At 65.3% G+C, this 24638-nt stretch carries 47 protein-coding genes; 30 read left to right on the top strand and 17 right to left on the bottom strand.

Annotation, left to right across the window (positions count from 1 at the left end; genetic code table 11):
• Positions 1 to 79: 79 nt before the first annotated feature.
• Entirely contained in the window at positions 80 to 517 is a 438-nt protein-coding gene (locus tag QRO93_RS05350) for a GNAT family protein (protein WP_285303987.1), read from the bottom strand.
• Positions 518 to 872: 355 nt separating this feature from the next.
• On the opposite strand from QRO93_RS05350, the gene QRO93_RS05345 reads away from it, so the two are divergent.
• Positions 873 to 1835 (top strand): site-specific integrase, encoded by a 963-nt coding sequence (locus QRO93_RS05345; protein WP_053450122.1) that lies wholly within the window; start codon positions 873 to 875, stop codon positions 1833 to 1835.
• Between the two features lie 195 nt (positions 1836 to 2030).
• Here QRO93_RS05345 and QRO93_RS05340 read toward each other — a convergent pair whose 3' ends face one another.
• The 15 genes from QRO93_RS05340 to QRO93_RS05270 all read right to left on the bottom strand — a co-directional run bounded on the left by QRO93_RS05340 (position 2031) and on the right by QRO93_RS05270 (position 8898).
• On the bottom strand, positions 2031 to 2339 hold the full coding sequence (locus QRO93_RS05340) for a hypothetical protein (protein WP_053450121.1): 309 nt from the start codon (positions 2337 to 2339) through the stop codon (positions 2031 to 2033).
• Positions 2336 to 2920: a hypothetical protein gene (locus QRO93_RS05335; RefSeq protein WP_053450120.1), complete on the bottom strand. Its 585-nt coding sequence runs from the start codon at positions 2918 to 2920 to the stop codon at positions 2336 to 2338. The genes QRO93_RS05340 and QRO93_RS05335 overlap by 4 nt, the downstream gene beginning before the upstream one ends.
• Entirely contained in the window at positions 2917 to 3201 is a 285-nt protein-coding gene (locus QRO93_RS05330) for a hypothetical protein (RefSeq protein ID WP_053450119.1), read from the bottom strand. The genes QRO93_RS05335 and QRO93_RS05330 overlap by 4 nt, the downstream gene beginning before the upstream one ends.
• Positions 3191 to 3514: a hypothetical protein gene (locus QRO93_RS05325; protein WP_053450118.1), complete on the bottom strand. Its 324-nt coding sequence runs from the start codon at positions 3512 to 3514 to the stop codon at positions 3191 to 3193. The genes QRO93_RS05330 and QRO93_RS05325 overlap by 11 nt, the downstream gene beginning before the upstream one ends.
• Positions 3507 to 4874, bottom strand: a complete 1368-nt coding sequence (locus QRO93_RS05320) for an RNA-directed DNA polymerase (RefSeq protein WP_053450117.1) — start codon at positions 4872 to 4874, stop codon at positions 3507 to 3509. The genes QRO93_RS05325 and QRO93_RS05320 overlap by 8 nt, the downstream gene beginning before the upstream one ends.
• Positions 4871 to 5266 (bottom strand): four helix bundle protein, encoded by a 396-nt coding sequence (locus tag QRO93_RS05315; protein ID WP_148564982.1) that lies wholly within the window; start codon positions 5264 to 5266, stop codon positions 4871 to 4873. The genes QRO93_RS05320 and QRO93_RS05315 overlap by 4 nt, the downstream gene beginning before the upstream one ends.
• Positions 5267 to 5340: 74 nt before the next feature.
• Positions 5341 to 5766 (bottom strand): DUF1566 domain-containing protein, encoded by a 426-nt coding sequence (locus QRO93_RS05310; protein WP_053450115.1) that lies wholly within the window; start codon positions 5764 to 5766, stop codon positions 5341 to 5343.
• A 32-nt stretch (positions 5767 to 5798) separates the two neighbouring features.
• Positions 5799 to 6353, bottom strand: a complete 555-nt coding sequence (locus QRO93_RS05305; protein WP_285303986.1) for a DUF1566 domain-containing protein — start codon at positions 6351 to 6353, stop codon at positions 5799 to 5801.
• Positions 6350 to 6580, bottom strand: coding sequence for a hypothetical protein (locus QRO93_RS05300; RefSeq protein ID WP_053450113.1), 231 nt, complete (start codon positions 6578 to 6580; stop codon positions 6350 to 6352). The genes QRO93_RS05305 and QRO93_RS05300 overlap by 4 nt, the downstream gene beginning before the upstream one ends.
• Positions 6581 to 6656: 76 nt before the next feature.
• Positions 6657 to 6899, bottom strand: coding sequence for a hypothetical protein (locus QRO93_RS05295; RefSeq protein WP_053450112.1), 243 nt, complete (start codon positions 6897 to 6899; stop codon positions 6657 to 6659).
• 109 nt (positions 6900 to 7008) lie between these two features.
• Complete coding sequence (locus QRO93_RS05290) at positions 7009 to 7245, bottom strand: hypothetical protein (RefSeq protein WP_053450111.1); 237 nt, start codon at positions 7243 to 7245, stop codon at positions 7009 to 7011.
• On the bottom strand, positions 7242 to 7538 hold the full coding sequence (locus QRO93_RS05285; protein ID WP_238581813.1) for a hypothetical protein: 297 nt from the start codon (positions 7536 to 7538) through the stop codon (positions 7242 to 7244). The genes QRO93_RS05290 and QRO93_RS05285 overlap by 4 nt, the downstream gene beginning before the upstream one ends.
• The gene (locus QRO93_RS05280; protein ID WP_053450110.1) at positions 7535 to 7750 is read right to left on the bottom strand and encodes a hypothetical protein; all 216 of its coding nucleotides are present in this window, start codon (positions 7748 to 7750) and stop codon (positions 7535 to 7537) included. The genes QRO93_RS05285 and QRO93_RS05280 overlap by 4 nt, the downstream gene beginning before the upstream one ends.
• Positions 7747 to 7938 carry a hypothetical protein gene (locus QRO93_RS05275; protein ID WP_053450109.1) on the bottom strand — a complete coding sequence of 64 codons (192 nt, stop codon included), beginning with the start codon at positions 7936 to 7938 and terminating at the stop codon, positions 7747 to 7749. The genes QRO93_RS05280 and QRO93_RS05275 overlap by 4 nt, the downstream gene beginning before the upstream one ends.
• A gap of 189 nt (positions 7939 to 8127) precedes the next feature.
• Complete coding sequence (locus QRO93_RS05270) at positions 8128 to 8898, bottom strand: helix-turn-helix transcriptional regulator (protein ID WP_187299772.1); 771 nt, start codon at positions 8896 to 8898, stop codon at positions 8128 to 8130.
• Here QRO93_RS05270 and QRO93_RS05265 point away from each other — a divergent pair.
• The 17 genes from QRO93_RS05265 to QRO93_RS05185 all read left to right on the top strand — a co-directional run bounded on the left by QRO93_RS05265 (position 8897) and on the right by QRO93_RS05185 (position 16213).
• The gene (locus QRO93_RS05265) at positions 8897 to 9340 is read left to right on the top strand and encodes a helix-turn-helix transcriptional regulator (protein ID WP_187299771.1); all 444 of its coding nucleotides are present in this window, start codon (positions 8897 to 8899) and stop codon (positions 9338 to 9340) included. The two genes, QRO93_RS05270 and QRO93_RS05265, sit on opposite strands and share 2 nt — an antisense overlap.
• A gap of 59 nt (positions 9341 to 9399) precedes the next feature.
• A complete protein-coding gene (locus tag QRO93_RS05260) occupies positions 9400 to 9585 on the top strand; it encodes a hypothetical protein (RefSeq protein WP_053450106.1) in 186 nt (61 codons plus the stop codon).
• 226 nt (positions 9586 to 9811) lie between these two features.
• A complete protein-coding gene (locus QRO93_RS05255) occupies positions 9812 to 10126 on the top strand; it encodes a hypothetical protein (protein ID WP_053450105.1) in 315 nt (104 codons plus the stop codon).
• A gap of 1 nt (position 10127) precedes the next feature.
• Positions 10128 to 11021: a helix-turn-helix domain-containing protein gene (locus tag QRO93_RS05250; protein WP_053450104.1), complete on the top strand. Its 894-nt coding sequence runs from the start codon at positions 10128 to 10130 to the stop codon at positions 11019 to 11021.
• On the top strand, positions 11011 to 11673 hold the full coding sequence (locus QRO93_RS05245) for a hypothetical protein (RefSeq protein ID WP_053450103.1): 663 nt from the start codon (positions 11011 to 11013) through the stop codon (positions 11671 to 11673). The genes QRO93_RS05250 and QRO93_RS05245 overlap by 11 nt, the downstream gene beginning before the upstream one ends.
• Positions 11670 to 11867 (top strand): hypothetical protein, encoded by a 198-nt coding sequence (locus QRO93_RS05240; protein WP_040008728.1) that lies wholly within the window; start codon positions 11670 to 11672, stop codon positions 11865 to 11867. The genes QRO93_RS05245 and QRO93_RS05240 overlap by 4 nt, the downstream gene beginning before the upstream one ends.
• Positions 11867 to 12235: a Ref family recombination enhancement nuclease gene (locus QRO93_RS05235; protein ID WP_053450102.1), complete on the top strand. Its 369-nt coding sequence runs from the start codon at positions 11867 to 11869 to the stop codon at positions 12233 to 12235. The genes QRO93_RS05240 and QRO93_RS05235 overlap by 1 nt, the downstream gene beginning before the upstream one ends.
• Before the next feature lie 74 nt (positions 12236 to 12309).
• Positions 12310 to 12435, top strand: a complete 126-nt coding sequence (locus tag QRO93_RS05230) for a hypothetical protein (protein WP_265349061.1) — start codon at positions 12310 to 12312, stop codon at positions 12433 to 12435.
• Positions 12432 to 12731, top strand: coding sequence for a hypothetical protein (locus QRO93_RS05225; protein WP_053450100.1), 300 nt, complete (start codon positions 12432 to 12434; stop codon positions 12729 to 12731). The genes QRO93_RS05230 and QRO93_RS05225 overlap by 4 nt, the downstream gene beginning before the upstream one ends.
• The gene (locus tag QRO93_RS05220; protein WP_148564981.1) at positions 12731 to 12985 is read left to right on the top strand and encodes a hypothetical protein; all 255 of its coding nucleotides are present in this window, start codon (positions 12731 to 12733) and stop codon (positions 12983 to 12985) included. The genes QRO93_RS05225 and QRO93_RS05220 overlap by 1 nt, the downstream gene beginning before the upstream one ends.
• Positions 12986 to 13088: 103 nt before the next feature.
• Positions 13089 to 13805 (top strand): hypothetical protein, encoded by a 717-nt coding sequence (locus QRO93_RS05215; protein ID WP_053450098.1) that lies wholly within the window; start codon positions 13089 to 13091, stop codon positions 13803 to 13805.
• A 95-nt stretch (positions 13806 to 13900) separates the two neighbouring features.
• Positions 13901 to 14386 carry a glycoside hydrolase family 104 protein gene (locus QRO93_RS05210; protein ID WP_053450097.1) on the top strand — a complete coding sequence of 162 codons (486 nt, stop codon included), beginning with the start codon at positions 13901 to 13903 and terminating at the stop codon, positions 14384 to 14386.
• Between the two features lie 8 nt (positions 14387 to 14394).
• A complete protein-coding gene (locus tag QRO93_RS05205; protein WP_232281350.1) occupies positions 14395 to 14838 on the top strand; it encodes a hypothetical protein in 444 nt (147 codons plus the stop codon).
• Complete coding sequence (locus QRO93_RS05200) at positions 14835 to 15317, top strand: hypothetical protein (protein ID WP_008267275.1); 483 nt, start codon at positions 14835 to 14837, stop codon at positions 15315 to 15317. Before QRO93_RS05205 ends, QRO93_RS05200 begins: the two co-directional genes overlap by 4 nt.
• A 55-nt stretch (positions 15318 to 15372) precedes the next feature.
• Positions 15373 to 15576 (top strand): hypothetical protein, encoded by a 204-nt coding sequence (locus QRO93_RS05195; protein WP_008265830.1) that lies wholly within the window; start codon positions 15373 to 15375, stop codon positions 15574 to 15576.
• Positions 15573 to 15851, top strand: coding sequence for a hypothetical protein (locus tag QRO93_RS05190; RefSeq protein ID WP_053450096.1), 279 nt, complete (start codon positions 15573 to 15575; stop codon positions 15849 to 15851). The genes QRO93_RS05195 and QRO93_RS05190 overlap by 4 nt, the downstream gene beginning before the upstream one ends.
• Positions 15851 to 16213 (top strand): hypothetical protein, encoded by a 363-nt coding sequence (locus tag QRO93_RS05185; RefSeq protein ID WP_053450095.1) that lies wholly within the window; start codon positions 15851 to 15853, stop codon positions 16211 to 16213. Before QRO93_RS05190 ends, QRO93_RS05185 begins: the two co-directional genes overlap by 1 nt.
• 6 nt (positions 16214 to 16219) lie before the next feature.
• Here QRO93_RS05185 and QRO93_RS05180 read toward each other — a convergent pair whose 3' ends face one another.
• Positions 16220 to 16603, bottom strand: a complete 384-nt coding sequence (locus QRO93_RS05180) for a hypothetical protein (RefSeq protein ID WP_053450094.1) — start codon at positions 16601 to 16603, stop codon at positions 16220 to 16222.
• Here QRO93_RS05180 and QRO93_RS05175 point away from each other — a divergent pair.
• The 12 genes from QRO93_RS05175 (at position 16596) to QRO93_RS05120 (ending at position 24626) form a co-directional block, all read left to right on the top strand.
• The gene (locus QRO93_RS05175; protein ID WP_148564979.1) at positions 16596 to 16844 is read left to right on the top strand and encodes a hypothetical protein; all 249 of its coding nucleotides are present in this window, start codon (positions 16596 to 16598) and stop codon (positions 16842 to 16844) included. The two genes, QRO93_RS05180 and QRO93_RS05175, sit on opposite strands and share 8 nt — an antisense overlap.
• Positions 16841 to 17167 (top strand): hypothetical protein, encoded by a 327-nt coding sequence (locus tag QRO93_RS05170; protein ID WP_080374937.1) that lies wholly within the window; start codon positions 16841 to 16843, stop codon positions 17165 to 17167. Before QRO93_RS05175 ends, QRO93_RS05170 begins: the two co-directional genes overlap by 4 nt.
• Before the next feature lie 297 nt (positions 17168 to 17464).
• On the top strand, positions 17465 to 17743 hold the full coding sequence (locus QRO93_RS05165; RefSeq protein WP_053450093.1) for a hypothetical protein: 279 nt from the start codon (positions 17465 to 17467) through the stop codon (positions 17741 to 17743).
• The gene (locus QRO93_RS05160) at positions 17676 to 19583 is read left to right on the top strand and encodes a terminase large subunit (protein ID WP_238581811.1); all 1908 of its coding nucleotides are present in this window, start codon (positions 17676 to 17678) and stop codon (positions 19581 to 19583) included. The genes QRO93_RS05165 and QRO93_RS05160 overlap by 68 nt, the downstream gene beginning before the upstream one ends.
• On the top strand, positions 19580 to 20836 hold the full coding sequence (locus tag QRO93_RS05155) for a phage portal protein (RefSeq protein WP_053450092.1): 1257 nt from the start codon (positions 19580 to 19582) through the stop codon (positions 20834 to 20836). The genes QRO93_RS05160 and QRO93_RS05155 overlap by 4 nt, the downstream gene beginning before the upstream one ends.
• A complete protein-coding gene (locus QRO93_RS05150; protein ID WP_053450091.1) occupies positions 20829 to 21476 on the top strand; it encodes an HK97 family phage prohead protease in 648 nt (215 codons plus the stop codon). Before QRO93_RS05155 ends, QRO93_RS05150 begins: the two co-directional genes overlap by 8 nt.
• Positions 21473 to 22684, top strand: a complete 1212-nt coding sequence (locus QRO93_RS05145; protein WP_053450090.1) for a phage major capsid protein — start codon at positions 21473 to 21475, stop codon at positions 22682 to 22684. The genes QRO93_RS05150 and QRO93_RS05145 overlap by 4 nt, the downstream gene beginning before the upstream one ends.
• A 66-nt stretch (positions 22685 to 22750) precedes the next feature.
• Positions 22751 to 23242 (top strand): hypothetical protein, encoded by a 492-nt coding sequence (locus QRO93_RS05140; RefSeq protein ID WP_187299770.1) that lies wholly within the window; start codon positions 22751 to 22753, stop codon positions 23240 to 23242.
• The gene (locus QRO93_RS05135; protein WP_008267712.1) at positions 23242 to 23550 is read left to right on the top strand and encodes a head-tail connector protein; all 309 of its coding nucleotides are present in this window, start codon (positions 23242 to 23244) and stop codon (positions 23548 to 23550) included. Before QRO93_RS05140 ends, QRO93_RS05135 begins: the two co-directional genes overlap by 1 nt.
• The gene (locus tag QRO93_RS05130) at positions 23550 to 23897 is read left to right on the top strand and encodes a head-tail adaptor protein (RefSeq protein WP_053450089.1); all 348 of its coding nucleotides are present in this window, start codon (positions 23550 to 23552) and stop codon (positions 23895 to 23897) included. Before QRO93_RS05135 ends, QRO93_RS05130 begins: the two co-directional genes overlap by 1 nt.
• Positions 23890 to 24291, top strand: coding sequence for an HK97-gp10 family putative phage morphogenesis protein (locus QRO93_RS05125; protein WP_053450088.1), 402 nt, complete (start codon positions 23890 to 23892; stop codon positions 24289 to 24291). The genes QRO93_RS05130 and QRO93_RS05125 overlap by 8 nt, the downstream gene beginning before the upstream one ends.
• A complete protein-coding gene (locus QRO93_RS05120) occupies positions 24288 to 24626 on the top strand; it encodes a DUF3168 domain-containing protein (RefSeq protein WP_053450087.1) in 339 nt (112 codons plus the stop codon). The genes QRO93_RS05125 and QRO93_RS05120 overlap by 4 nt, the downstream gene beginning before the upstream one ends.
• Positions 24627 to 24638: the final 12 nt, after the last annotated feature.

Genomic DNA, 24638 nt, shown 5'->3' with positions numbered 1-24638 from the left:
TAGGCAGAAGTGCGTGAGGCTGGCAAGAAAAGTGTGCGCTACGTCTAATGCCAACGTTGTCACAAGTCGCAGTTGTGTTTCAGCGAGGGGGCGTGGCCGTACCTTCGAGATGGGCGAACATCCAGAAATTGCGGGGCTGCCCCCGTACACGGCGATAGGCGTGCAGCAGGCCTTCCCGCTGCATGCCGAGGCGTTCCAGCACGGCGATCGAGCGGGCATTGCTGTCGAGGACAGTCGCCTGGATGCGGACCAGGCGGCGTACTGCGTGCCCCCAGTCGAGCACTGCGCGCGCCGCATGGGTGGCCAGCCCTTGTCCCTGCCAATGCGGGTCGAGGTCATACGCGAGCTCGGCGCGGCCGTGCAGGAGATCGATGCCGTTCAAGCCGATGGTGCCGATCAACCCGTCCTCGGCATCGGCCAGCGCCCAGCGCTGATCGGGGCCGCCCGGCATATAGCGGGCGACCTGCTGGCGCAAGGCGTGTTCCGAGATGTCGCCCCAGCTGGTGTGTTCGATCACGCCCGGCAGAGAGAGAGGTAGCGGGACCATGCGGCCGCATCATCGGTCCGCAGGGGGCGCAGACGTGCGGGCAAGGTGTCTGGAAGTGACGGCACATTCGACGCAGGCATGCCGGGCAGTGTGGACACCCTGGGCCTGGAAAAGCAAAAGGCCAGGTCATGGACCTGGCCTTTGATGCAGTGGTGCCGGTGAAAGGCACTACGGCACTTTTCCCGCTCAATCCCGATCACGCCCGAATAGTGACTATATTCAACGGATTCAGTAGCTTGCGCGCGCTGCGCGAATCGCTCTAATCACGCGTTGGCCCGTGTCTGCCCGATGGCGTTACGCCAGAATTACGCCGAAGATTGTCGGCATGGCATCTATCCAACGACGCGGCACCTCCTGGCGTGCCGAGATCTACAAGGACGGTCGACGCGAGTCGAACACCCTCCCCACGAAGGCGCAAGCGGTCCAGTGGGCGCTGATGCGCGAAGCCGAGCTGACGGGTGCACGCCTCCCAGAGAATACCGTGAAGGACGCCCTGCGCCGCTATGCCGATGAGGTGGCGCCTAAGCACAAGGGTGCACGGTGGGAGCTGGCCCGGCTGGGACTGCTGGAGCGGGATCCCCTGGCGCTCGTGCGCCTGCCCGCTCTTCGGCCGATCCACTTGGCCGAATGGCGCGAGCGCCGCTTAGGTCAGGTCGCACCCGCCTCCGTCCGGCGCGAGATGAACCTGCTGCAGTCGGTGTTCAAATCCTGCCGGAAGGATTGGGGATGGCTGAACGGGGACCCGATCAAGGACGTGGACCGGCCACAGGCTCCGGCCAGCCGGAAGCGCAGGGTGGCCCAGGAGGAGATCGACCGGCTGACGCTGGCGCTGGGATACGACGGCGGCGTGCCGGAGACGGCTCAGCACCGGGTCGCGCTGTGCTTCATGTTCGCCCTGGAGACAGCCATGCGCGCGGGCGAGATCTTGGGCATGAAATGGTCCGATGTGTCGGCCAAATCCGTGACCTTGCCGAAGACCAAGAACGGCGACGTTCGCCGTGTGCCAATGTCAGCCCGCGCGCGGGAGATTATCAGCCTTCTGCCGCAGGAGGCGGATAACGTTTTCGATCTGGACCCCGGCACGCGAGACACCCTTTTCCGCCGTGCGCGGGATGCCGCTCAGATCGAGAACCTGCACTTCCACGACAGCCGAGCAGAGGCGATCTGGCGGCTATCTAAGAAGCTGGACGTGATGGAGCTGGCCCGGGTTATTGGCCACCGGGACCTGAAGAGCCTCTTGATTTACTACCAGACCGACGCCGACGAGCTGGCTGACCGGCTCGGTTAGCTTGGCGCCACGCCAGCACCTCGCCGGCAATCCATGTGGCCGGGCGCATGCTGATCCGGACGGGGAAGTCCGGCCTGCAGGCGACGGTCTCCAGCACCGTTCGCGCAGCCAGGCCGAGCAGGGTGCCGACTTCTTCGGCACCTATGGCTCGCAGCTCGAATGGGATGTTCTCGGCAGCTCCCATGATTCCCTCCGTCAGATCGACGCCAGCGCCGCGCGCTGGGTCTTGGGTTTGCGCTCAGCCAGGCCGAGCTGGAACTGCAGGACGTTGTCGACCGCCGCAGGCACCACTGACGGCCGCGCGCTGCGCGCCGGGCGGTTGAGCCGGCGCCATGCCGCAATGGCCGCATCGGGGTCGGCATGCTTGCTGGTCGACCTGCAGGCGCACTCGACCAGGTGGCCACCGCCGGCAGCGGTACAGCGCTTGTCGTGGATGTGGCGCGCGCGGTGGCCGGCCGCGCAGTTCGGCAACCCTTCGGGGTGGCTGATATGTTCCTGGGTCATGGCTTGTTGCACTCCTGGATGTGGGCTTCGAGCTTTTCCAGCAGGAAGGTGGCTTGCGCCGCGCGGTGGCGGCGGTCGTAAGTGTTGAGGTGGGCCGGCGCATCGACGAGCCACTGCAGTGGCTGGATGAGCCAGCTGGGATCGAAGGGGAGCAGGGTGCGCGGGTCGGCCTTCTTGTCAGGCGGGAAGCAATCCGGGCCTGCCCAGTCTTCGCTCATCCCGCAACGTGTGCAGACGCGCCGCTGGAAGTCGTGGACCTTCTCGGGCTGGATGACGCGCGGTGTCTCGAACAGGGCGCGCACAACGAGTCCACGCTGGTGAGCGGCGTAGACGTGCCCGGCATCGGCCTGGACCCAGCAGCCCGGCTTGAAGTCGTCCTTTAGGCGGTATTCCCAGCGGACAGGCTGCGCGGAGTAGAGCGAGGTCATCAGGGTGTCGGCCCACGCGCGCACCTGGTTGGCGGCAACGGGAGCGCCGGCCGGATCCACGCGCCGCATGGCAGCGACGACCGCAGCGACAGGCGACGATGCCTTGGTGGCCTCGACAGTGGTGGCCGGGGAAATGGGAAGCGGTGCGGTCATGCGAACAAGTCCAGTTGAGCCGGCAGTGCCGGCGGTAGTGCGGACTCATCACGTAGTAGGTCGGTCATGCGGAACGTCACGGCCCATGCGTCGGTATGGCGGATCAGGTACTGGTTTTCCTGGCACACCGAGATCTTTCCGGCGGAGATCAGGTAGCCGGCGTGCGCCGGCCCGGTGAATCCTTCGTATTCGATGCGCAGGATCTGCTCCCGTCGCCAGCCGGCGCGCAGCTTGCGGTCGAGGATCGAGCGGGCGAAGGCTCGAAGTTGATCAGGGCTCATCGCGGCTTTCCTTGGGCGGGATTGGCCCGGTATGGCGGTAGTCACGCAGTGGGTCGGCGACGAACTTGCCGCTGACCACTCGGCGCACGGTGTATTGGGGGAAAGCCTCAGCGGGCAGGCGGGCTTGCGCCTCATCCATCAGCGCCACGAACTGCTGCTGCCATTTCAGCGGCATGGATTGCAGAGTCCGACGTGGGACGACCAGATAAGACGCACGGGTGAGCCCGAAAGCGTCCCACACAGGGCCGTTGTAGTAGGGGCACTCGACCGGCTCGGATTGGTCCTGCGCAGCGGTGAGCAGCTGATCAGTCATGGGAGGGCACCTCTTTGATCCAGCGGATTGAATGGATCCGCCGCTCTGCCTTGTGGCTGAACCGTCGCGGACGGGCTGCTGAGCGCAGCCAGGGGAATCGGGTGTGGACACGGCGCATCAGTCGGTGGCTGCTGGCGTGCTGCAGATGGCCGGCGAAGCTGGCGATGCGGTTAGACAGCTCACGGAAGTCCGCTGGGGTGCCGCGCAGCTTGTCGCCCTGGACGTGCCTGCCTTCCCACTCGGCCAGCGCGGTGTGCAGGTGCCCGACCACCCGGCGCCGAGCCAGGGTATGAGTCGGGTAGATCACGTATCCGAGGAAGTCCAAGCCGTCGGTCAGCTGGCAGAGCCTCTGCTCGGCCTTCAGCCGCAGGCCGAGCTGGTCTTGCAAGAAGTCCTCGATCTGGTCGCGCCAGGCGGCCAGCTGCTCGCGGTCGTGGTGGAACAGCACGAAGTCATCGACATAGCGCAGGTAGCGCTTGGCCTTGAGGACGTGCTTGGCGAACTGGTCCAGCGCGTCCAGGTAGACATTGGCGAAGAACTGGCTGGACAGGTTGCCGATCGGTAGGCCACGCCCGGCCGGTGCATTGGCCAGCCGCTTGTGTGGTGGCACCTGTGCCTGCTCGGTAGCCGTGGCCCGGTACTGGACGCCGGCATGTAGCGGCGAGCGGCGCAGTAGTGCATGGGTGGCACGCTGGACGACCAGTGGTGCGCCACGGCGCTGCAGCCGGGTACGCAGCAGCCGCCACAGGGTAGGCCGGTGGATGCTGTTGAAGAAGTTGGCGATGTCAAGCTGCAGATACCAACCACCACCCTTGCCGCTGTGCACCTGGCGCACGAACTGCTGGGCCCTGCGTACAGCCGCATGGCTGCCGCGGCCCTTGCGGTTGGCGTAGCTGTCGTGGATGAACGTCGGCTCCCACAGCGCTTCCAGCTGCGGCACCAGCCAGTGGTGCACGACGCGGTCGGCGAAGTCCGGCGCATGGATCTCGCGAGCCTTCGGGCGGGTTGCTACGAAGCACGTCGAGGGCCGTGGCTCCCAGCGGCCGGCCAGCAGCTCGCGCTGCAGCTGCAGCAGGCCGTCGGCCCAGCGATGGTCGAATCGCAGCTGGTTGAAGCTCGGAACCTTCTGGCGGCGCGCACGCCGCCATGCCTGGTACAACTCCTGCAGGCCTACCTCTCCCTGAAACTCACCGGCACGACGCACGGCCAACGCGAACCCGTTGTTGTTGCGGTGGTTGTTGTTGACGTTGCCGTTGTTGAAATTGACGTTCCACGCGGACGCCGAGGACCAGGCGGCCGCCTCCCCATACACTTGCGACCAGGCCGCGCAGCCCGGATGCGGATAGCGCGGCGTCGTCATGAGTTGGCCCCCGCAAGGGCGGTACGGGTACTCAGTTTCTTGCCACGCTGCGCGACGCCATCGGCTTGCGCATTCTGGGCATGGGAGACTTCGCGCAGGCGGCGGCGCCAGCCGCCGGCCTGCATGCCCAGCTCTTCGGCCAGGCGAATAAGCATTTCAAACTGGCGGAAGCTGGCGAAGGCGCCAACCCTTTTGCCGATCTGCAGGAGCTGCTTGAGAGCGTCGATATCCCGCACCAGCACCGCCACCCATCGCGCCTGCTCAGCACGCTCACGCCAGGCGTTGTTGGCGTTGATGAACACCTGCTGGGCACGCGCGCGCAGGTCGCTGCCGATCTGGTAGCGATGGTAGCGGGCGAACCGACGCACGGCGTTCTCGATCTCGACCGCCATGCGTTCGGCGGCCTTGATGATGGGTGGGGGCTGGAATCGGGAGGTCATCGGGAAAGCCTCAGCAGAAAATCAAATCACTGACCGGCACGACGCACGGCCAACGCGAACCCGCTGCCGTAGCGGGGGAGGCTGCTGACGTAGCCGCCGCCGAAACTGACGCTCCACGCGGACGCCGAGGACCAGGCGGCCGGGGTCTTCGACCAGTACCAGTCGTTCTGGATGTCCTTGAAGAAGTCGGTGTTGATGGCCGGCGAGTAGCGGCTGCGGTCGATCAGCAGCTGCAGTTCCTCGATGGTCGGCAGATCCCAGTCGGTGTGGCCGAGGAAGTCCAGGGCCTTGGCGGCGGATTCGCAGTCAGCATGCGGAACATCGCTGTCCACGATGTTGGTGGCGGTGAAGGTCAGGCCGTAGTCGGGCAGGAACACGGCGACGTGGTCGATGGAATCGTCCGGCAGCTGGTTGCGGTCGGCGCCGATCTTCTTGAAGATGATGGGGTTCATGGTTGCTCCAGGGAAAGGATCAAAAGGGCCAATTACTGACCGGCACGACGCACGGCCAACGCGAACCCGAGGCTGCCGCGGTGGGAGCCGTCGACGTAGCCGTAGCCGAAATTGACGAACCACGCGGACGCCGAGGACCAGGCGGCCGGCGTGCTGGTCCAGTGCCAGCGCGGCAGCACGCCCGGGAACAGCGCGGTATCGATGGCGGGCTCATGGCGGTTGTCATCGACAAGGGCGGCCAGTTCGGCGCGGCTCGGCATGCCCCAGTCGTCGTAGCCCAGCAGGCGCAGCTCACGGCATGCCTTTTCGCAGTCGGCCTGGCTCATCGGGTCGCCATCGCTGTCGCCGATGGACTTGACCGCCCACATGAGGCCGGTGGCGTGGTCGATCACCGCGACGTGGTCGGTACGCGGGTCGCTGCCGGCAGCGCTGGTGCCGTCGGCTAACAGCTTGGTGTGGCCAGTGGCGGTCACGCTGCCGGAGGCGACGGGATCTGCGGCGAGCTCGATCAGGTTGGTGATCGCCGCAGGAGAAAGGGCGAGCTGGATCTCGGTGTCGCCCTTGGTGCGAATGGTGATGGCGTTCAACGTGCGTTCCTCGCGTTGCTGTGGGTGCCGCCGACGGCGGCGCGGGTTGGACTGCAGAGAGCTGCCAGGGCTTCCAGACGCTCCGCCTCGGCGGTGTAGTGAGCTGCTCGCTCCTGACGGACCTTGTGGGAGAACTGCACGTCAGTCAGGGCATGCTCGGCAGCGTCGCGGTTTGCCTTTGCGAGGCGTGCCGGGTCGTGGTCGAAGATGTCGAGTTGATTGCGCATGCGGCTCCCTGGGATGGGTTACCGGCGAGTGGAAGTCCGGCCGGCGCGGAGCCCGGTCAATCGGGCGGGCGGTTGCTCAGTGGGTTTCGTCTGCGGCCAGTGGTGCGCGCTGACGCTCGGCGCTGCGCCGCTGCATCTCGGCCTTGAAGGCTGGCCAAGTGCTCTGGAGGTCTTCCCAGCAGCGCCATGCGAAGAACACGGCGCCGATGGCGCAGGCGAGGGCGACGGCGTCGACCCGGTTGTGCAGGGCCCAGGCGAGCAGTGCGAGCAGCAGGCCGACCACGAAGGCACAGAAGAAGGGCAGGACCAGGTGGCGCATTACTCGGTCTCCTGTTCGGTGGTGGGCTCGGCCGGCGCGGGCGCGGGGCCGGCGGGCGGGGTGATGGGCGGGATGCCGACGGCCATGGCGGCGAAGAAGTCGGGGTCGGTCACGCGGCACCGCCCTTGATGCGGAGGAGCGCGGCATCAAGTTCGGCAGAACGTGCGTGGATGATCGAATCCGGTCCACGCATGTGCTGCAGGGACGTGCGTGCTGCCTGAGCCGCCTCGATCAGATCGGCAAGCGCGTCTGCGACCTCCCGCAGCTCCTCAGTGCCGAAGCCTTCCTCTTCCAGGTCTGAAATCGCGGCCCGGATCGCCTGCTGTGCGTCTACAAAGAAGCTCACGCAGCACCGCCTTGGGCGCCTGCGCCCTCAGTGGAGGCAATGAACGCCTGTAGCTTCTTCTGGCTCGTGGGCGGCAGTGCGATGTAAGTGCGACCGGCAATGACGTGGTGCTGGCCAGCGGTCTCCATGAAAGTCGGCGCGGTGTCGGTGGACACGTACACGGCCATGGCCGTTGCGCCTTTCGTCCGGCGCCAGCCCGACACGCTCCAGCCGGCCGGATCCTTCATCACTCGCAAGCGCATGCCACAGCCAGGCACTTCGATGACGGGGAGGCTCGGTGCGGCGGCGCTCATGCAGCACCTGCCTGTGCGCGCGCTGCGCGGCGAGCTGCAGCGACGGCACCGGCTGCGCTCTTGCCCTGCCGCAGCACGGCATTGGCGGCGAAGCTGGCGGCTGCGACGACCTGATAGGGGAGGAGGCCCCAGCGGCACCCAGCGCGGGCGACGATGCCGGCGGCGGCTGCCGCGCGCTGGGCGTTGGAGTGGTGGGCGAGGGCGGCGCTCATGCGGCGGCGTCCTGGCATTCGCCGCGCAGCTGATGCGCGGCGTGCTGGATCTCTACCGAGAGGCGGTCAGCCTCTGCGAGTTCAATATAGAGGCTGGCAGCGCCCACCTTGATGGCGACCACGCCGAGGGAGGGAATCGCTACGACGGTGGGTGGCGCCTTGCTGACGCCTAGAGACATGGTTGCCATTGCGTGATCTCCTGCGCCCGGCCCCGGGATGGGGCTGTGTAGGCGGCTTGGAGATAAAACTACAGGATTCTGTAGATTTCAGTCAACAGGATTCTGTAGAAATCTGTGCGTCTGCACTTTCGGGGCTGCAGAACGAAAAAGGCCCCGTCGTCGCGGGGCCTTTTGATCACTGTCTTGCGCTGCCTGTCGCTAGATATCCTCGCCCCGGCGCATCAGTGCAGCACCAACGATCCGGCCAGCTACGTGCAAGGTGTCAATCTCATCTGGTGGCAGAACGGCGTTCTGGTACTTGGGATTCGTGCTGACGATATGCAGACCGTTAGGCAGCATCTGCAGGCGCTTGACCATGGTGTAGCCGTTGAGGTTGATCAAGTACACCCCGTCGCCGTCGAAGAAGCCGCGCGCCGTGTCGACCATGACCACGTCCCCGTTCTTCACATCAGGGTGCATGGAGTCCCCGCGAACGGTAATCAGCTGCACGCGCCCCTCGTCGGGGATGAATCCGATCTGGCTACGCACCTGCCATTCGGCGATATCGACCTCTCGCAGCACTGCCGGATAGTCCTGGTTCACCACGCCCACACCCCCGGCAGCCTGCGCATCCATCATGCGGAAGCGAACATAGCCGGCGGGAATCTCAGACGCCGCGACGTACTCGGCCTGGGGCTCTGCTAGGCCGTGTTGCGTGCCCTTGCCGGTCTCTAGCCACGTTAGGGAAACGCCCAGGGCGGACGCAATGACGCGGAGCTTTGTGCTCGTCTGCATTCCGCCCCGTTCCAGCTCAGCAATGGTGCTGTAGCCAATCCCGGTCGCCACGGCCAGCTCGGACCTGCTCATGCGGGCATCCGCCCGGGCCTTCTTTACTCGATCGCCAATGGTTTCCATACCGGAATGCTCACAGAAGTCTGTAACAGAATGCTGTTGATTGAGCCTACAGAATCCTGTAAGTTCCTTGCCCATGGACTGGAAATCCCACATCGAAGTGCTGTTGAGCGCCGGCGCAACTGTTGAACAGTTGGCTTCCGGTATGGGTGTCACTCCCAACGCAGTTCGCGAGATCCGGGCTGGGCGCACCCGATCTCCACGTGCCGACGCGGCTTTCAAGCTGGCTGACATGAAGCCCGACCAGTTCGGGGGATCTCCCCTCACTCACGTGACTGCCCTGATCGACACCCGCATGAGCAAGCGCGCGCTGCGCGCGCGGCTCGGCCTGGGCAATGACGCGCACCTGGCAAAGGTTCTGGATCTGCCGGTTGAGCAGGTGGCTGGCTGGCCCGAAGAGGGCGCGCTGCCGGCGCTGCCGCAGATCACCAAGCTCTTGGGCATCGAAGAGCGGGCGCCGGCTGCAGCCGCGCCGCACGATCCAGATGCTGACCGAATCGTTTCTGTGGACGCGGCCTGACGTGCCGCGCGCTGCAGTGCGTTGCTTCACCAACCCCTCCAAATAGCTTCCATACGGATATGTACGCAGACCCTTCAAACCTTCGTGACAACCCGATCAAGGTCCGGTTCAACGACACGGAAAAGGCCTTGATCGATGCGGCAGCGAACTTCAATGGGCGCCAGCCCGCGGTGTTCGTTCGTGACCTGGTGCTGGCCGGCTTGGCCGCGTTGGAACAGCGTAGCCCCGACAGTGATGTGGCCTGAAGGACCCAACGAGTCCCTGGGGAGGGTCCATGGAAATTCAGCTGTCGCGCGACCAGCGAAAACAGCTTGATCAATACGCGGCCTCGCGGGGGATCACTCCCGAGGAGGCCGCGACAGAGCTGGCACGCGGCGAACTTGGGCGCCGCTACCGGCTCCCGCGAAGCAACGGCGAAGTGGTCCCTTTTCAGGGACTGAAACGGCCCGAAGACCCTACGAGGTAGTACAGATGAGCAGCCTACGCGCGCGCTCCACCGATCCGGACACCAGCCACGCCGCTGCTGCCGACCTTGTCGCCAGCGGTGCATTGCGCGTCCAGCATGCCAAGACGGAAGCCGCGGTGGCCCGTCATCCGGGGCACAGCAGCCTGCACCTGTCGACGCTGACCGGTCTTGATCGCCACATGCTGGGCCGTCGTCTGCCGGAGCTGGCCCGCGAGGGTCGCATCTGGCGCGGCCCGTCAGCGCCCTGTGCCACCACCGGCAAGCCGGCCTGCACCTGGTGGCCGGTGGCCCCGGGCCAGAACATGTCGCTGGGGCTCTGACATGTCGACCATCATCATGTCGCAGTGCTGGCCGCTGCAGGGCCTGAGCGTCACGCAGAAGGCCGTGCTGATCTCGCTGGCGGACCAGGCCAATGACGAGGGCGTGTGCTGGCCGGCCATCGCTACGATCGGAAAGCGCTGCTGCATGTCTGCGCGCGCTGTGCGCACCGCCATGGATCATCTGGAGGTGGTTGGCCTGCTGACTCGCGAGCGCAGGTTCAACAGCAGCAACGTCTATGCGGTCACGCCGGACAAGTTCAATGCCGATGCCGCCGCGCCGAAGGGCAAGCGGAAAACGGCGAAGGGTGGGGATGCACCGGGCGCAGGTGATGCGCCCCGTGCAGGGGGTGCGCCCGATGCACCCCGGGGTGCGCCCCATGCAGGAGGGGGTGCACCGGGCGCAGGTCTGGAGGTGCGCCCCGTGCCGCCTAACCGTCATATAACCCTCAATGAACCGTCAGGAGAACCGTCATTTCCGGCGGGCCTGCCGGCCACGCCGCCGATGGTGGAGTCGGAAACCGAGTTGCAGGCAGCTTGCCGTGCCACCTGGGTGGCCTACGCCACTGCGTACCGCGACCGTCACGGGGTGGCGCCGGTCCGCAACGCGAAGGTCAACGCCAACGTGAAGCAGATCGTGCAGCGGCTGGGCCGCGAGGAGGCCCCGGCGGTCGCCGCGTGGTTCTTGACCGTCAATGAGCGCTACGTGGTGCAGGGCTTGCACGACCTCGGCCAGCTGCTGGCGCGCTGCGAGGCGTACCGCACCCAGTGGGCCACCGGCCGCCAGATGACCCAGGCCAGCGCGCAGCAGCAGGACCAGACACAGTCGAACGCCAATGCGGCCGACGAGGCAAAGGATCTGCTGCGGAAGATCAAGGGGGCCAGCAATGCTCAGTGACTTCGAGCAGGAACGTCTGATCGAGTTGCTGGTGGCCACCGCCGAGGTAATCGGCGACCGGATCAGTCCGAGCGCCGCCGTCTTCATGGTTTCGGATCTGGCGCAGTACCCGCTGCCGATGCTGGAGCGCGCGCTGGCATCGTGCCGTCGAGAGCTGAAAGCGCGCCTGTCCCTGGCCTCGATTCTGGAGCGGATCGAAGACGGCCACCCAGCGCCGAATGAGGCGTGGGCCAGCGCGATCCGGGCCGCCGATGAGGGCGCGACCGTGGTGTGGACCGAGCAGACCCGCGACGCGTGGGCTGCAGCGCTGCCGCTGGTGCAGGCTGGCGACAAGATCGCGGCGCGCCCGGCATTCCTAGAGGTGTATGCCCGGTTGGTGAAGGACGCGCGCGCTGCCCACCGCACGGCGACCTACCAGCTTTCGCTCGGCGCTGACGTGTCCGGCCGGGATGGCGTGCTGCAGCAGGCCGTGGCCGCCGGGCAGCTGACGCATGAGCAGGTCGCGGAACATCTCGCGTTGCCGCCGGCCACCCCGGCGTTCAATCCGGTGGCGCTGCTGGCCGGCACGGTGGAGGCATCGCCGACTGCAGACGCCCGGACCCGCGCGCACCTGGCCGCGATCGCGGACCTGCTGGGAGGCAAAGCGGCATGAGGAGCCCCGATCACTTCGACGTTGAGGTGCGCCCGGTGAGTGAGCCGGTGGCCGTGGCCGGCTGGTATCTGGCCTATGGCTACGGGGTGAAGCCGCTGGTGATGTACGCCTCCCGCGGGATGACGGTGTGGCGCGATGGCATGCGGCAGATCCCGATCACCCGGTATGCGGGCCCGATCCCGGAGTTGCGCTGATGTGGTCGAAGGCACCACCGCCGACCAGGGAAGAGGGCGCCCGGATCGAGCTGGCCAAGGCGGGCCCGTGCATGGCCTGCCTGGCGCTTCAGATACAGGGGCTGCTGGAGCCATCCCTGGTGGTCTACGGCTGCGACTACAACCACGCCAAGAGCGGGAACGTGCGGCGCGGCCACATGGAGGGCTACGGCCTCTGCAAGTGGCACCACATGCGGCATCTGATGGAGGGCAACACCTTCGCAACGATGCGCCAAATCTACGGCCCGAGCCTGATGGATGGCTCGCGGACGTTCCACGAAACATATGGCTCGGATGACGAGCTGATCGCAAACCAGACCTACATCAACGAACTGAGGGCGGCAGCATGAGGAACACGAAGGCCATTGCGCCGAGGATCAACCCCCAGCGGGAACCACGCGAGCGGCGGATGGACCACAACACGGTGTCCCGGCCCAAGCGAGCTAAGGCACGCGTGCTCGCCGATGGCCCGGCCGAGACGGTGGAGCAGTTCGAGGCGCGCGGCGGGCAGGTGCAGCGCCTGACGGCCAGCTGGGAGCAGCGAGCATGAGCGGCTATGCACTCAGGGCACGCGAGCTGCTGGCTCTCGAGCTGAGCGACGCCGGGCGCTTGAATTTCCAGCAGGGGAGGCAGGTGGTTGTGACCACCGCCAGTGCACTCAACGCCATTGAGGGAGCGTTGTCGGTGCCGCTGTCATGGCGCCCGATTGCCGAGGCGCCGCAGGACGGTCGCCGGCTGATGCTGTGGGACTCGGTGAGCAAGCGGCCGGTATTCGGCAGCTGGCGCGGTGACAACCCTGCGATCACGCACTATGCGGCCGAGCCGGCCGGCCCGGTGGGGGGCTGATGGACGCCAATGAAACGCGGGCGCGGGCGATGCTGGCATCGATCTTCACTTGCGATCCGGCCGAGTTGACCCGGGATGAGGTTCGGGCGGCGCGCGCTGTCCTGGCCTGGCAGGTAGCGCAGGGCTTCGTGCTGGTGCCGGTGGAGCCGACTGACGAAATGCTGTTGGCTGCACACCGAGCGGACACGACCCGGGCGCCAATCACGAGCCGTTGGAGCGCCATGCTCGCCGCCCGCCCGGAGGTGCCTTCGTGAGCTGCCTTCACCCGATCCAGAGAGAGGGCCTCAATAGGGCCGCAGCAAGTAACTACCTGGCGCGACCGCGCGCTGTACGAGCAAACCACCAAGGGGAAGGCGCATGAGGACGAACAAAGCACGCGAATTGCTGGCAAGCCGTATGGGGCCGACCACGCAGAGGTTCGACGCTGGCTGTGGTGGTGGCCTGCCGGAGCTGACTACGCAAGACATTGCCGCCGCACTGGCGTACGTGCCTGATGGCCTTGGCCGTGAGTTGCTGGAGGTGTTGTGGTGGCCGGAGAGCGCCGCGCGCCGACGCGAGCACCTGCGCAAGGCCGTGATCGGCCTGGTGGCGCCAGAGTTCATCCAGCAGATGCATGGCCTGGCCACCGCGCGGACCGAGTTCGGCATCGCCAAAGCAAGCATCGGCTGGGGCGGCGGGCCGGTGACGGATATGCAGCGGCGTGAGCTGAGCCGGGCAGAGAGCGCACTGGATGAGGCGCGCGCTGCGGCATGGCCGAACAACACCATGGAGCAGCTTGGGGTGCTGGCCAGCGCTGTGATTGAAGAAATGGTCAGCTGTGGCTGCTGCAAGGCTTGCGACGGCCTGCGCTTTCAAGCCGCTGTAGTGGATGGCGGGGTCGTTGAGTGCGAGACATGCGGAGGGGTTGGGCTGGAGCAGCTGAGTGGCCGCAAGCGCGGGGCGGCTATTGGTGCCGACGAAGCTGCCTACCGGCGATTCTGGCGCCCCGTGTACGAGTGGATGCTGGAGCGTATGCGCAGCGCCGAGCATGTTGCTGCCGAGGCCTTCTCCGGGGCTCTGAATCGCGCTGCATAGTGCGGACTTGCGGGGTCCGCAGATTGACGAGCATTCTTGTCACCATCCAGACGCAAGCCCCGGCCCAGCCGGGGCTTTTCTATTTCGGAGACGCAATGGCGCAGATCACTCCCCAACAGGCTGGCGGCGTGAACGTCGTGGCCTTCCTCGACATGCTGGCCTGGTCCGAGGGGACCGACAACGGCAGGCAGCCCACCAACAACAGCGGCTATGACGTGTTGGTGGGCGGCAAGCTCTTCAACACATACCGCGATCATCCGCGTGTTCTGGTTCGCCTGAACCCGAAGTTGACGTCGACGGCTGCAGGCCGCTACCAGTTCTTGTCGCGCACTTGGGACAGCCTGCGGCGCCAGATGGGTTTGGCGGACTTCGGCCCGTTGAACCAGGACAAGGGTTGTATCCGGCTGATCCAAGGGCGGGGTGCTTTGGAATCGGTCAAGGCCGGCCACATTCATCACGCGATTGCGCTGTGTTCCAAGGAATGGGCGAGCCTGCCAGGTGCGGGTTATGGCCAGCACGAGCACAAGTTCTCCGACCTGTTGGCTGTGTACCGCAAGGCCGGCGGGACGGTGGCGCCGTGACCGAGCCCGTGAGCACCTTCAAGATCGTCGTCGGGACGTTCACCGCCGCCGTTGTGGCACCGGCAACCGCCGACGCACTACGTGAGGCCGAGCGAATCATCCTCGGCGTTCCGCAGTCAGTACTGCTGCTTGCATTGGCCGGCGCCCTGATCGGTGTGCTGATCCTCCCGGACAAGGACGCTGGGCGAGTGGCGGCAGACGCCAGTCGACTTCGCCGGCATCGCCTGCTGCAGACCGCTGCTCGTTGGGCCGCGCTGGCGGTTGCGGTCGTGGCCTACGCAGTCCTTGCGGCCTGGGTGGTGGCTATCGCGGCATGGATTTGGCCCCAGCTGGCCGGCGCCCCGCAGCTGCCGATGGCAGGCATCTCGGGCGTCCTGATCCGCCGGCTGCTGCCCGGCTACGTGCGCATGGTGGAGAAAGCCACCGGCGCCATCGGAGGCGACAAGCCATGAACGTAGTGATTCGATTCCTTCGCGCGCTGTGGACACTGATCGTAGGCGCCGCTGCCGACGCGCTGCAGTGGCTGAGCAAACCCGGCAGCAAGGTCAAGCTGGTGTGCGCGGTGCTGGCCTTCGGCTGCATGGTGTCCGGGCTGACTGCCTGGGAGAAGGAGCAGAAGATCCGCGACTTGAGCGCCCAGGTGATCAAGGTCCGAGCTGACTGGCAGGCTGATGCCGCCCGGTTGCAGGCCGACGTGGACACCCGGGATCAGCGCCTGGCCGAAGTCGCCACCGCGCTGAGAGCTGAAGCCGAGAAGCTGGAAGCCCTGAAGGCAGAGAGCGCGGCTGCGTTGCAGGCCTTGGCCGGCAAGATCGAGGCGTCCGAGAGGGAGGCCGTCACTTGGCGCGGTCGCTACGAGCAGCGGCCCGACACCTGCAAGGCAGCGCTGGAGCTGCTCGATTCCGCCTGCCCAGCACTGAAGGGGTACTGATATGCGGCTCCCACTATGGCTCTACGTCGATAGGGAAAGCGCCATTGAGGCCGGGATGACCCACGAGGGCCGCCTGTTCGGAGTGCCTGCTTGGTTGCGCGAAGACAGCGATTCCCAGGTGACCGGCAGCCCGAAGGTTCCGGCGTTGCACCTGTGGTGCATGGCAGTGGACCTGGTACTGGAGATCGCCGCTGCGTTCGTGCAGGAGGATCGCACCCTGGAATCGCCCATCACTCTCGGCAAGAGGATCGCGCCATGAGGTTCTCACTCCTGCTGTCGGTTTCGGTGCTGGTCGCCTGCCAGGCCGCACCTACCAAGCCGAACCCGCCGCCGGCAGCCGTCATCACGGTTCCGGTGGCCACCTACGTGCCGATCGATGCCCAACTGCGCAAGCGCTGCAAATGGGTGAAGGAGGCGCCACCATCGGCGGTGTTCGACGTGAGCAATGGTCGCAAGCGATGCCTGGTGCAGTACGAGGCGCAGCTCGAAGCCATTGACCGGGTGCAGGGCAAACCTGTGCCGGAGCCACACTGATGGCACCGCAGACGGCGCAGGAGCGCCGCGTGCTGGCGCTGGGCCGGCTGAAGACTGGCGAGATGAACAAGACCGAGGCAGCCTATGCCGAGCGCCTGCGCGCGCTGGAGGCATCCGGCCAAATCCTCTGGCACAAGTTCGAGGGCCTCAAGCTGCGCCTGGCCGACAACACGTTCTACACCCCGGACTTTGCGGTCATGGCCGCCGACGGAGTCATGGAGTGCCACGAGGTGAAGGGCCACTGGCAGGACGATGCACGGGCCAAGATCAAGATAGCGGCGGCCATGTACCCGTTCCGCTTCATCGCGGTGAAGGTCAGGCGCAAGCGCGACGGCGGTGGCTGGGAAGTGGAGGAGTTCTGACCTTCCCTACTGATGCTCCTTGAGCAGCTCCTGCAGCTGGCTAGCGAGGTAGGAGATATCAGAGGACGGCCCGTAGAGCCCGGTGACCCACTCCGATGGATGGGCATTCGTCCGCAAAGAGAAGTTGGCGGATGCCTGCCTAATCGCTGGCTCGTAGAACGCATCCTCGATCCTGGTCGGCCGTCGCTTCGAGCCATCGATGGTGCCCGTGCTCGCGCGCTGTTTGAGGTGCGCCTTCAGATCTACCAAGCGCTCGCGGTAGCCCTGTAGTTCAACCGGACCCAGGGATCGATGGCGGTCGCCAGCTGCGGCAATCTCTTCAAACTCGTCATGTACCCGGAGCAGCTCGGCAAGTACGAGTCGTGCTTCATGGAGATCAGTGGTGTCCATTCAGTTCAATCCTGCCGACGGCGTTGTCCGTGTGGAAATGTGCGTGCGCGGTGGTAAGGAGGGTGACCTCAGCCGGTACATCGCCTCTGGCGCACTGCACACCCTGGATTCTATTGCTGCCATGGATCAGGGGCCTGCGAGACGAAAGCTGATCAGCTGCCTGATCCAGCAAGCGCGATCGCTCAAGCGCAACGAGGATGAGCTGCGATCTGCCGCAAGGGCAGGGAGTGCCAGGCGGTGAGCGTGGCTCGTGGCCGTAGGACACGGCAGACCGGTGGCAGTGCCTTCGCCCACCTGTATGGCACGGCGCGTTGGCAGCGCACACGCAAGGCGCAGCTGGACCGCGAGCCGCTGTGCAGCCGATGCAAGGCGCGCGGCCACGTGTCGGTGGCGACGGTATGCAACCACACCAACGGTCATCCGGCCGGAGAGACCGAGGAGATGTTCTGGTCTGGTCCATTCGACAGCCAGTGCGCCGACTGCCACAACGTCGATCAGGCGCGCCTAGAGCGGGGTGCGGTGCAAGTCCGAGGGTGCGATGACGACGGCTGGCCGGTCGCCTGAGCGGTTCCACGGCAGCGCGTTCCACGCGGTGCAGGGTAGGGGCGGTGAATTTATGCCGCCGCCCGCGAGCTAGACCGACCTGGGCCCCAAACACGCGTATCCACAATTCACGGGACGACCCCCTGAGCGGGGCGCTCCATCGAAGAAAACCCGTATTTCCCCGAGGAATCCATGCCAAGGCCCCGACTGCCAGTCGCAAAAGCTGCGACAAGCGGCGCCGCCATCAAGAACCCTGGCCGGCACGCCGGCAGGAAGAGGCCGGCGGGAACGCGCGCCCTGGGCGAACCGTTCAAAACCATGACCGCGGCCGAGAAACGAGCCTGGAAGGAATTTGCATCGGAAATGTCATGGCTGAACTCAAGCCACCGGGTGCTTCTGCGCCTGGCGTGCCTCTGGACGGCCCGGATGGAAGATCCCAAGGCCGAATTCGGCGTGTCAGCAACTCAGGCGCTCAGCTCGATCCTCTCGAAGCTGGGTGCTACCCCTGTGGATGAATCGAAGGTCTCGCATGGTGGCGACGAAGACGACGCGGGCGAGCAATTCTTCAACGGCGCAGGCCCGGCCCGACCGCACTAAGGCATATGCACTGGATGTGGTTGCCGGCAGGATCATCGCCGGGCCGCATGTGCGAAATGCCTGCCGGCGCCACCTGCAGGACTTGATCCAGGGCCCCGAACGTGGCCTTTACTTTGATCACGCGGCAGCCGAGTACGCCTTCCAGTACTTCGAGAACGTGCTGATGCTGTCCGAAGGACAGTTCGAGGGACGGAAGTTCGAGCTGCATCCCTCACAGGCTTTCATCATCGGCTCGTTGTTCGGATGGAAGGGCGCGGACGGCCTGCGCCGCTTTCGCCGTGCGTACGTCGAGCAGGGAAAGGGCAACGGAAAGAGCCCGCTGGCCGGTGGCTTGGGCCTGCTGGGCATGACCGCGGCGGGCGAGGCCGGCGCGCAGATCTACTCGGCGGCGGCCAAGAAGGACCAGGCGGGCATCCTGTTCGCCGACGCAGTAAAAATGGTCAAGAAGTCGCCGCTGCTGGCCAAGCGTGTGGAGTTCGCCGGCGGCGAGGGCCGGGAGTTCAGCATGGCGAACCACGCCAGCGCGAGCTTCTTCCGGCCTGTTTCGCGCGACACAGGGCGCACCGGCTCCGGTCCTCGGCCGTTCTTCGTGCTGGTCGATGAGGTGCACGAGCTTCCCGACCGGCGAATCATCGAAATGCTGGAGCGCGGCTTCAAGTTCCGCCGCGAGCCGCTGCTTTTCATGATCACCAACTCCGGTAGTGACCGGACCTCGGTGTGCTGGGAGGAGCATGAGCATGCGGTCAAGGTCGCCGCCGGCCATACCGAGGCAGTGAACGATCCAACCTTCATTGGCGACGTGATCGATGACCGGACCTTCAGCTACGTGTGCAGCCTGGACGACGGCGACGACCCGCTGGAAGACCCTAGCTGCTGGGCGAAGGCCAATCCCCTTTTGGGGGTAACGATCACCGAGCAGTACCTGGCGGACGTGGTGGCGCAAGCAAAGGCCATCCCCGGATCACTGAACGGCATTCTTCGGTTGCACTTCTGCGTGTGGACCGATGCGGAGACAGCTTGGATGACGCGCCCGACGCTGGAACCAGCCCTGGCCGACTTCGACCCGCGCGTGCATGACGGTAGCAAGGTCTACCTGGGCCTCGATCTGTCGCAGGTTCGCGATATCACAGCCATGGCGGCGGTGGTCGAGACCGGCACCGTACCGGTAGAGGTCGAAATCGAGGGCGAGAAGCTAGTCATCGAGAAGCCGACATTCGACGCCTGGATCGAGGCTTGGACACCCGGGGACACGCTGGATGCGCGGCAGCTGCAGGACAAGCTGCCCTATCGCACGTGGGTCAATGGCGGTCACCTGCACGCGCCGCAAGGCCAGGCGATCAACTTCCGGCATGTGGCCCAGGTCATGGCCGAGTACGACAACCGGTATGACGTGCAGCTGGTCGCGTACGACCGCTATGCGTTCCGGCGGTTTGAAGAAGAGGTCAACGACATTGGCTTGTCGGTGACCTTCGCCGAGCACCCGCAGGGTGGCTGCAAGAAGGGAAAGCCCTTGGATGCCGCGGTCGAGGCTGCAGAGCAGTCCGGGCAACCTGTCCCGGAGGGCATGTGGATGCCGGGATCGCTTCGGCTGCTGGAAGAAGCACTGTTGGAAGGGCGCCTGCGCCTGCGCCGGAACCCAGTGTTGGTGTCCGCAATCATGTCGGCCGTCATCGAATCGGACCGCTGGGGAAACAGCTGGCTGTCGAAGGCCAGGTCGGCAAACAAGATCGACGCCGCCGTGGCCCTCTGCATGGCCATCGGTGCGGCACACGCCATGCCGCCGGACGCCGGTGGCATCGATGACTACCTGGAAAACGGCTTCTTTGGACTGATCGGATGACGACCTTTCGCTGGTACAACCCGCTGAGCTGGCGGTTCTTTGGGTATGACGACCCTGCCACCGGCAACTACGTGGAAGTTGACCTATCCACCGGTGGCCGCAGCACGAAGGCGGGCGTAAGGGTGACGCCAAAGAAGGCGCTCACCGTGAGCATCGTCTGGTCCTGTGTGAAAGTGCTATCCGAGTCGGCTGCCGGCCTGCCTTGGAAGCTCTACGAGGATGCCGGTGACCTCCGCCAGCTGGTCAAAGGCAGCAGCCCGCAGCGCAGGCGGCTGCTGCGCCTGCTGAGCAAGCCCAACCCCTACATCAAGTGGCTGGACCTGATCAAAGCAGTTGTGGTGAACATGGCGCTGCGCGGAAACGCCTTCGCCATCATCCAACGCGACGACGCCGGCGCCTGGATTGGTCTGATCCCGGTGGGTGTGGACAACGTCCGAATCGACACTGACGACGGCCTGGTCTACTGGGCGACCATTAGCGGAAGCGAGACGCCGGTATCGCCGGAGAACATGCTGCATTTCAAGCTGTTCAGTCCGGATGGCATTGTTGGCCTGTCGCCAGTGGAGTACCAGGCTGAAACCATCGGCCTGGCGCGCGCTGCGCAGGATTGGTCGGCCCGATTCATGCGCAAGGGCGGGTTCACCGGTGGATACATCACCTATCCGGGCTTCCTGACCAAAGAGCAGCAGGCGCAGATCAAGGCGAAGTTGCCGGATATCCGACAGGGCGACGTGGACGACCTGGGAAAGATGGCCATCCTGCAGGGCGGGCCAACGATCACGCCGGCCGGCCTGACGCAGAAGGACAGCCAGTTCATCGAGTCGCAGCAGTTCCAGGAAGAGGCGCTCGCCGGCATCTGGGGCGTTCCGCTCTATCTGACCAACCGCGCCCGGTCCACGTCGGTGCTGGGCTCGAATCTGGAACAGCAGACCAGCGGCTTCGTCACCTTCGGACTGAAGCCCTACCTCGATGCCATCGAGAGCGAGATCAACGACAAGCTGTTCGCTGACGGGGACATGTTCGTGGAGGCCGTAGTAGAGGGCCTGCTGCGCGCCGACAGCGGCGCCCGCTCCACCTACTACAAGACCGCCCTTGGCGGCTCTGGTGGCTCGGGCTGGATGACGATCAACGAGGTTCGGGTGAAGGAGAACCTGCCTGTGCTCGATGGCGAGCAATACAACCAGGTCACCCGGTGGACCAGCAAAAAACCTGATTCCAGCAGCGACCCAACGGGAGACCCCGCCAATGCTTAGCAAGTATTCCTGCCCGTTCGAGGTCAAGGCGGCAGACGATGCCGGCAACTTCGAGGGCTATGCCTCCGTGTTCAACAACGTGGATCTCGGCGAGGACCTGATCCTCCCGGGCGCCTTCGTCAAGGTTAAGACGACCCGGACAGGCCGCCTCCGCCTTGCCCTGTACCACGATCTGACCCGCTTGATCGGCGACGCCGATTTCAAGCAGGACGACAACGGCTTGCTCATCAAAGGCAAGGTCAACCTCAACGTCAGCTATGCCAGGGATGCGTACGAGCTGATGAAGGCCGGCACGTTGGATGAAATGTCGGTTGGCTTCAACACGCTCGAAGATGCCATGGAGACCCGCGAAGGCCGGCGGGTCCGCGTCATCAAAAAGGCTGAGCTGTGGGAAGGCTCGGTTGTCCCCTTCGGCATGAACCCAGAAGCACAGGTGATGAGCGTCAAGTCCGACGTTCGCGCCTTCGAGTCGGCCCTGCGCGAACGCATGGGGTTGTCCCAGAAAGAGGCGGCGGCCGTCGCCTCGCTCGGCTTTCCCGCGATCCACCGTGACGGTGGCATTGGGGACACGGAGACCGTGAAGCAGCTGCAGCAACTCGGCACATCCATCGAATCCATTTTCAAAGGAATGCACCAATGAGCGAGAACATCAGCGATATCCGTGAGGGCCTGGAAAAGCAGCTGAAGGACGGCTTTGCCGGCCTGCAGAAGAAGTACGACAGCGCCTCGGCCGAGATCGAAAAGGGAAACCAGGTCACCACCGACCTGAAGAAGCAGATCCAGACCGCCACCGACGAGATCCAGAAGGTGGTCGACAAGGTCCTGAAGCTGGAAGAGAAGGGCATCGGCCTGGGCAACCAGCCCGGCACGAAGAAGGGCTTCATCGACTTCATCAAGGGCAACGACGAATACAAGTCGTTGATGGGCCGTGAGAAGTCGGCTGCAGAGATCGAGATCAAGAAGGACGAGCTGGCGGCCATGCAGGAGACCAAGGCGGTCACCAGCGCCGGCATCGTGGTTCCGAACTATGACCCGACCATCCAGCCCGGCATCCGCCAGGAACTGCGCATCCGCGACCTGATCCCGTCGATCTCCGTCACCGGCCAGAGCTACACCTACTTCCGTGAGAAGCTGCACACCCGCGGCGCCGGCCCGGTCGGCGAGGGCACGGCCAAGCCGCAGAGCAACGTCACCTTCGAGCAGAAGACCGACCTGGTGAAGAAGCTGGCGGTCTGGATCCCGGTCACCGACGAAGCCCTGGACGACGTGCCGCAGCTGTTCGGCTACCTGCAGCAGCTGCTGCGCTACGACCTGAAGCTGGAAGAAGAGGCGCAGATCCTCAAGGGTGACGGCCTGGGCAACAACCTGCCGGGCCTGATGACCGACGCCACGGTGTTCAATGCGGCCCTGTCCAAGGCCGGCGACACGTCCATCGACACCGTGCGGCGCGCCATCTACCAGGTGCGTCAGCAGTCGAAGCTGGCGGCCGATGCCACGGTCATGACCGAGCTGGACTGGATGAACATCGAGCTGGAGAAGGACAGCCAGAATCGCTACCTGTTCGCCAACCTGCAGGGCTTCGTGACGCCGATCCTGTGGGGGCGCCCGGTGGTCGCTTCCGACAGCATGGACGAGGGCGACGGCACCACCACCGGTGGCGAGTTCCTGGTCGCCAACTTCCAGCGTGGCGCCACGATCTACGACCGCATGAGCTTCCTGTTCAAGGTCGGCCTGATCAACGACGACTTCGTGAAGAACCAGCGCGTGCTGCTGGTCGAAGAGCGCCTGGGCCTGGCCAAGCGCCGCGTCGAGGCATTCGTGAAGGGACGCTTCAAGCCGCAGGCTTGATAGCGAGCTGATCCCGAACGAAGCCGGCATTGCGCCGGCTTCTCTCTTCCGATACGGAGCAGGAACATGAAGATCAAAGCTGTTTGGGGCTTCCGCGGTGACGCCCCGAAGCTCAACGCCGCATCCGCCGATGTGAAGGCTGACGACGTTTTCGACGGCGTGGATCCGGAATACGGACACGCGCTGGTCGGAAAGGGCCTGGTAGTGCAGATCCACGAGGGCGCTGCGCCCCGGGAGACGAAGCCGGCCGCGCCCAGTGAAGTCAAGCAGGGCGATGGCCGCGACGTGGTCGACGCAGCCAGCAACGACGGCGCGACAGGCGCAGCAAGCACGCAGACGGGCGGTGGTGAAGGCTCCGATGGTGCGGGCCAGACCACCACCACCACCACCGCCGATGCCACCGTTGGCAGTGCGCCGACCTCCGACCAGGGCGGTGCCGATGAGCGGGCGCTCCTGATCCAGCAGCTGGAAGCCGCAGGCGTCGAGTTCGACCGTCGTTGGGGCGCTGCCCGCCTGGCAGCGGCGCTGGCTGAAGCCCAGAAGAAGGATCCCGCGTAATGGCCGTCACCCTCGACCTGGAACTGGTGCGCAAGCAGTGCAACATCGTTGCCGACGTGGACGACGCCCTGCTGCAGCAGTACGTGGCAGCTGCGTTGGCGCATATCGAGCAGCATTGCGACCGGAAGCTGGTCGAGGGTGAGCCTGTCGGGCCCGACCAGCTGAAGCTGGAACCGGACGTGGTGCAGGCAGCTCTGCTGCTGGTCGGGCACTGGGTATCCAACCGCGAGGCGGTCATCGTCGGCGAGGTCTCGACCGAGATCCAGTTCGGCGTAGAGCGCCTCCTTTGGTACAGGAAGGCATTCTGATGCGTGCTGGAAAACTGCGCTGGAGGCTTCTGCTGCAGCGCCCCGAGAAGACACGTGACGAGTACGGCGAGGAATCGCTGACGTTCGTCAACGTAGGCGAGGTCATGTGCGGTGATGAGCCGCTTTCCCTTCGGGGAACGGCCGCCGTCCTCGGAGTCGAGTCTGGATCGATCACCGCCCCCGTGTTGCGCTGGTTGACCATTCGACACAGGGGCGATATCGCCGAGGAATGGCAGGTAGTGCGCCAGACGGGGGATCGGGCCGGTGTTCCAATGACGGTCATCGCCGTACGCGACGGTGAACGCCCTGACGAAATGAACCTTATCGCGAGGTGCAGACGTGTCTGACTTCGATGTCCAAATTTCGGGCCTGAACGAGCTGGAGACCGCCCTGCTCGAGCTTTCGGACAAGGCCGCCCGCCGGGCGCTCCGAAAGGGCATGCGTCGCGGCGCCATCGTGGTCCGAAACGACGCGCGCAACCGCGTCAGGATCGCGCAGGGCAAGCTTCGGCGATCCATCCGGGTGCGGGAGCGTAGCGACGCTGAGGGCTGGATGCGGTTCGCTGTGGAGGTGCCTCGGTCGGCCTTCTACGGCAAGTTTGGCGAGTACGGCACATCGAAGATGGCCGCCTGGCCGTTCATGCGCCCGGCGGCGGAGTCCAAGACCGAGGAGGCGGTTGGCACCATGCGTGACGCCCTCGGAGAGGCAATCCAGGACGAGATGCGGAGGGCCCGCCGATGAACCTCGATCTTCGCCTCGCAGCAGCCGCGGGCACGATCACCGCGGCGTTCTACCCGTTTCCTGCGCCGAAGGACCGGCCGGCACTGTACGTGACGTACCAGCGCGCTGGCGGCAGGCGGCACGCCACTCTCAACTCTGGCGCTGGTGCGGAGCGGGGCACGTTCCAGATCGATGTGTGGGGGCCGAAGAAGGGGCCTGTGAGGGAGCTTGCTGAACAGCTCAAGGATGGCCTTCCGGACCTGCTCAAGGTCGGCGAGATCACCGACAACCCCGATGACTATGAGGCGGACACCTCGCTGCACCGCGCTAGCTTCGATGTAACCGTTTGGGCCTGATCGCCCGCCACC

Origin of the sequence: Stenotrophomonas maltophilia group sp. Smal17 (assembly GCF_030237045.1) — a bacterium.
GTDB lineage: Bacteria > Pseudomonadota > Gammaproteobacteria > Xanthomonadales > Xanthomonadaceae > Stenotrophomonas > Stenotrophomonas forensis.
The sequence above is the reverse complement of the archived record's forward strand: the minus strand, read 5'-3'. Positions and strand labels throughout refer to the sequence as shown.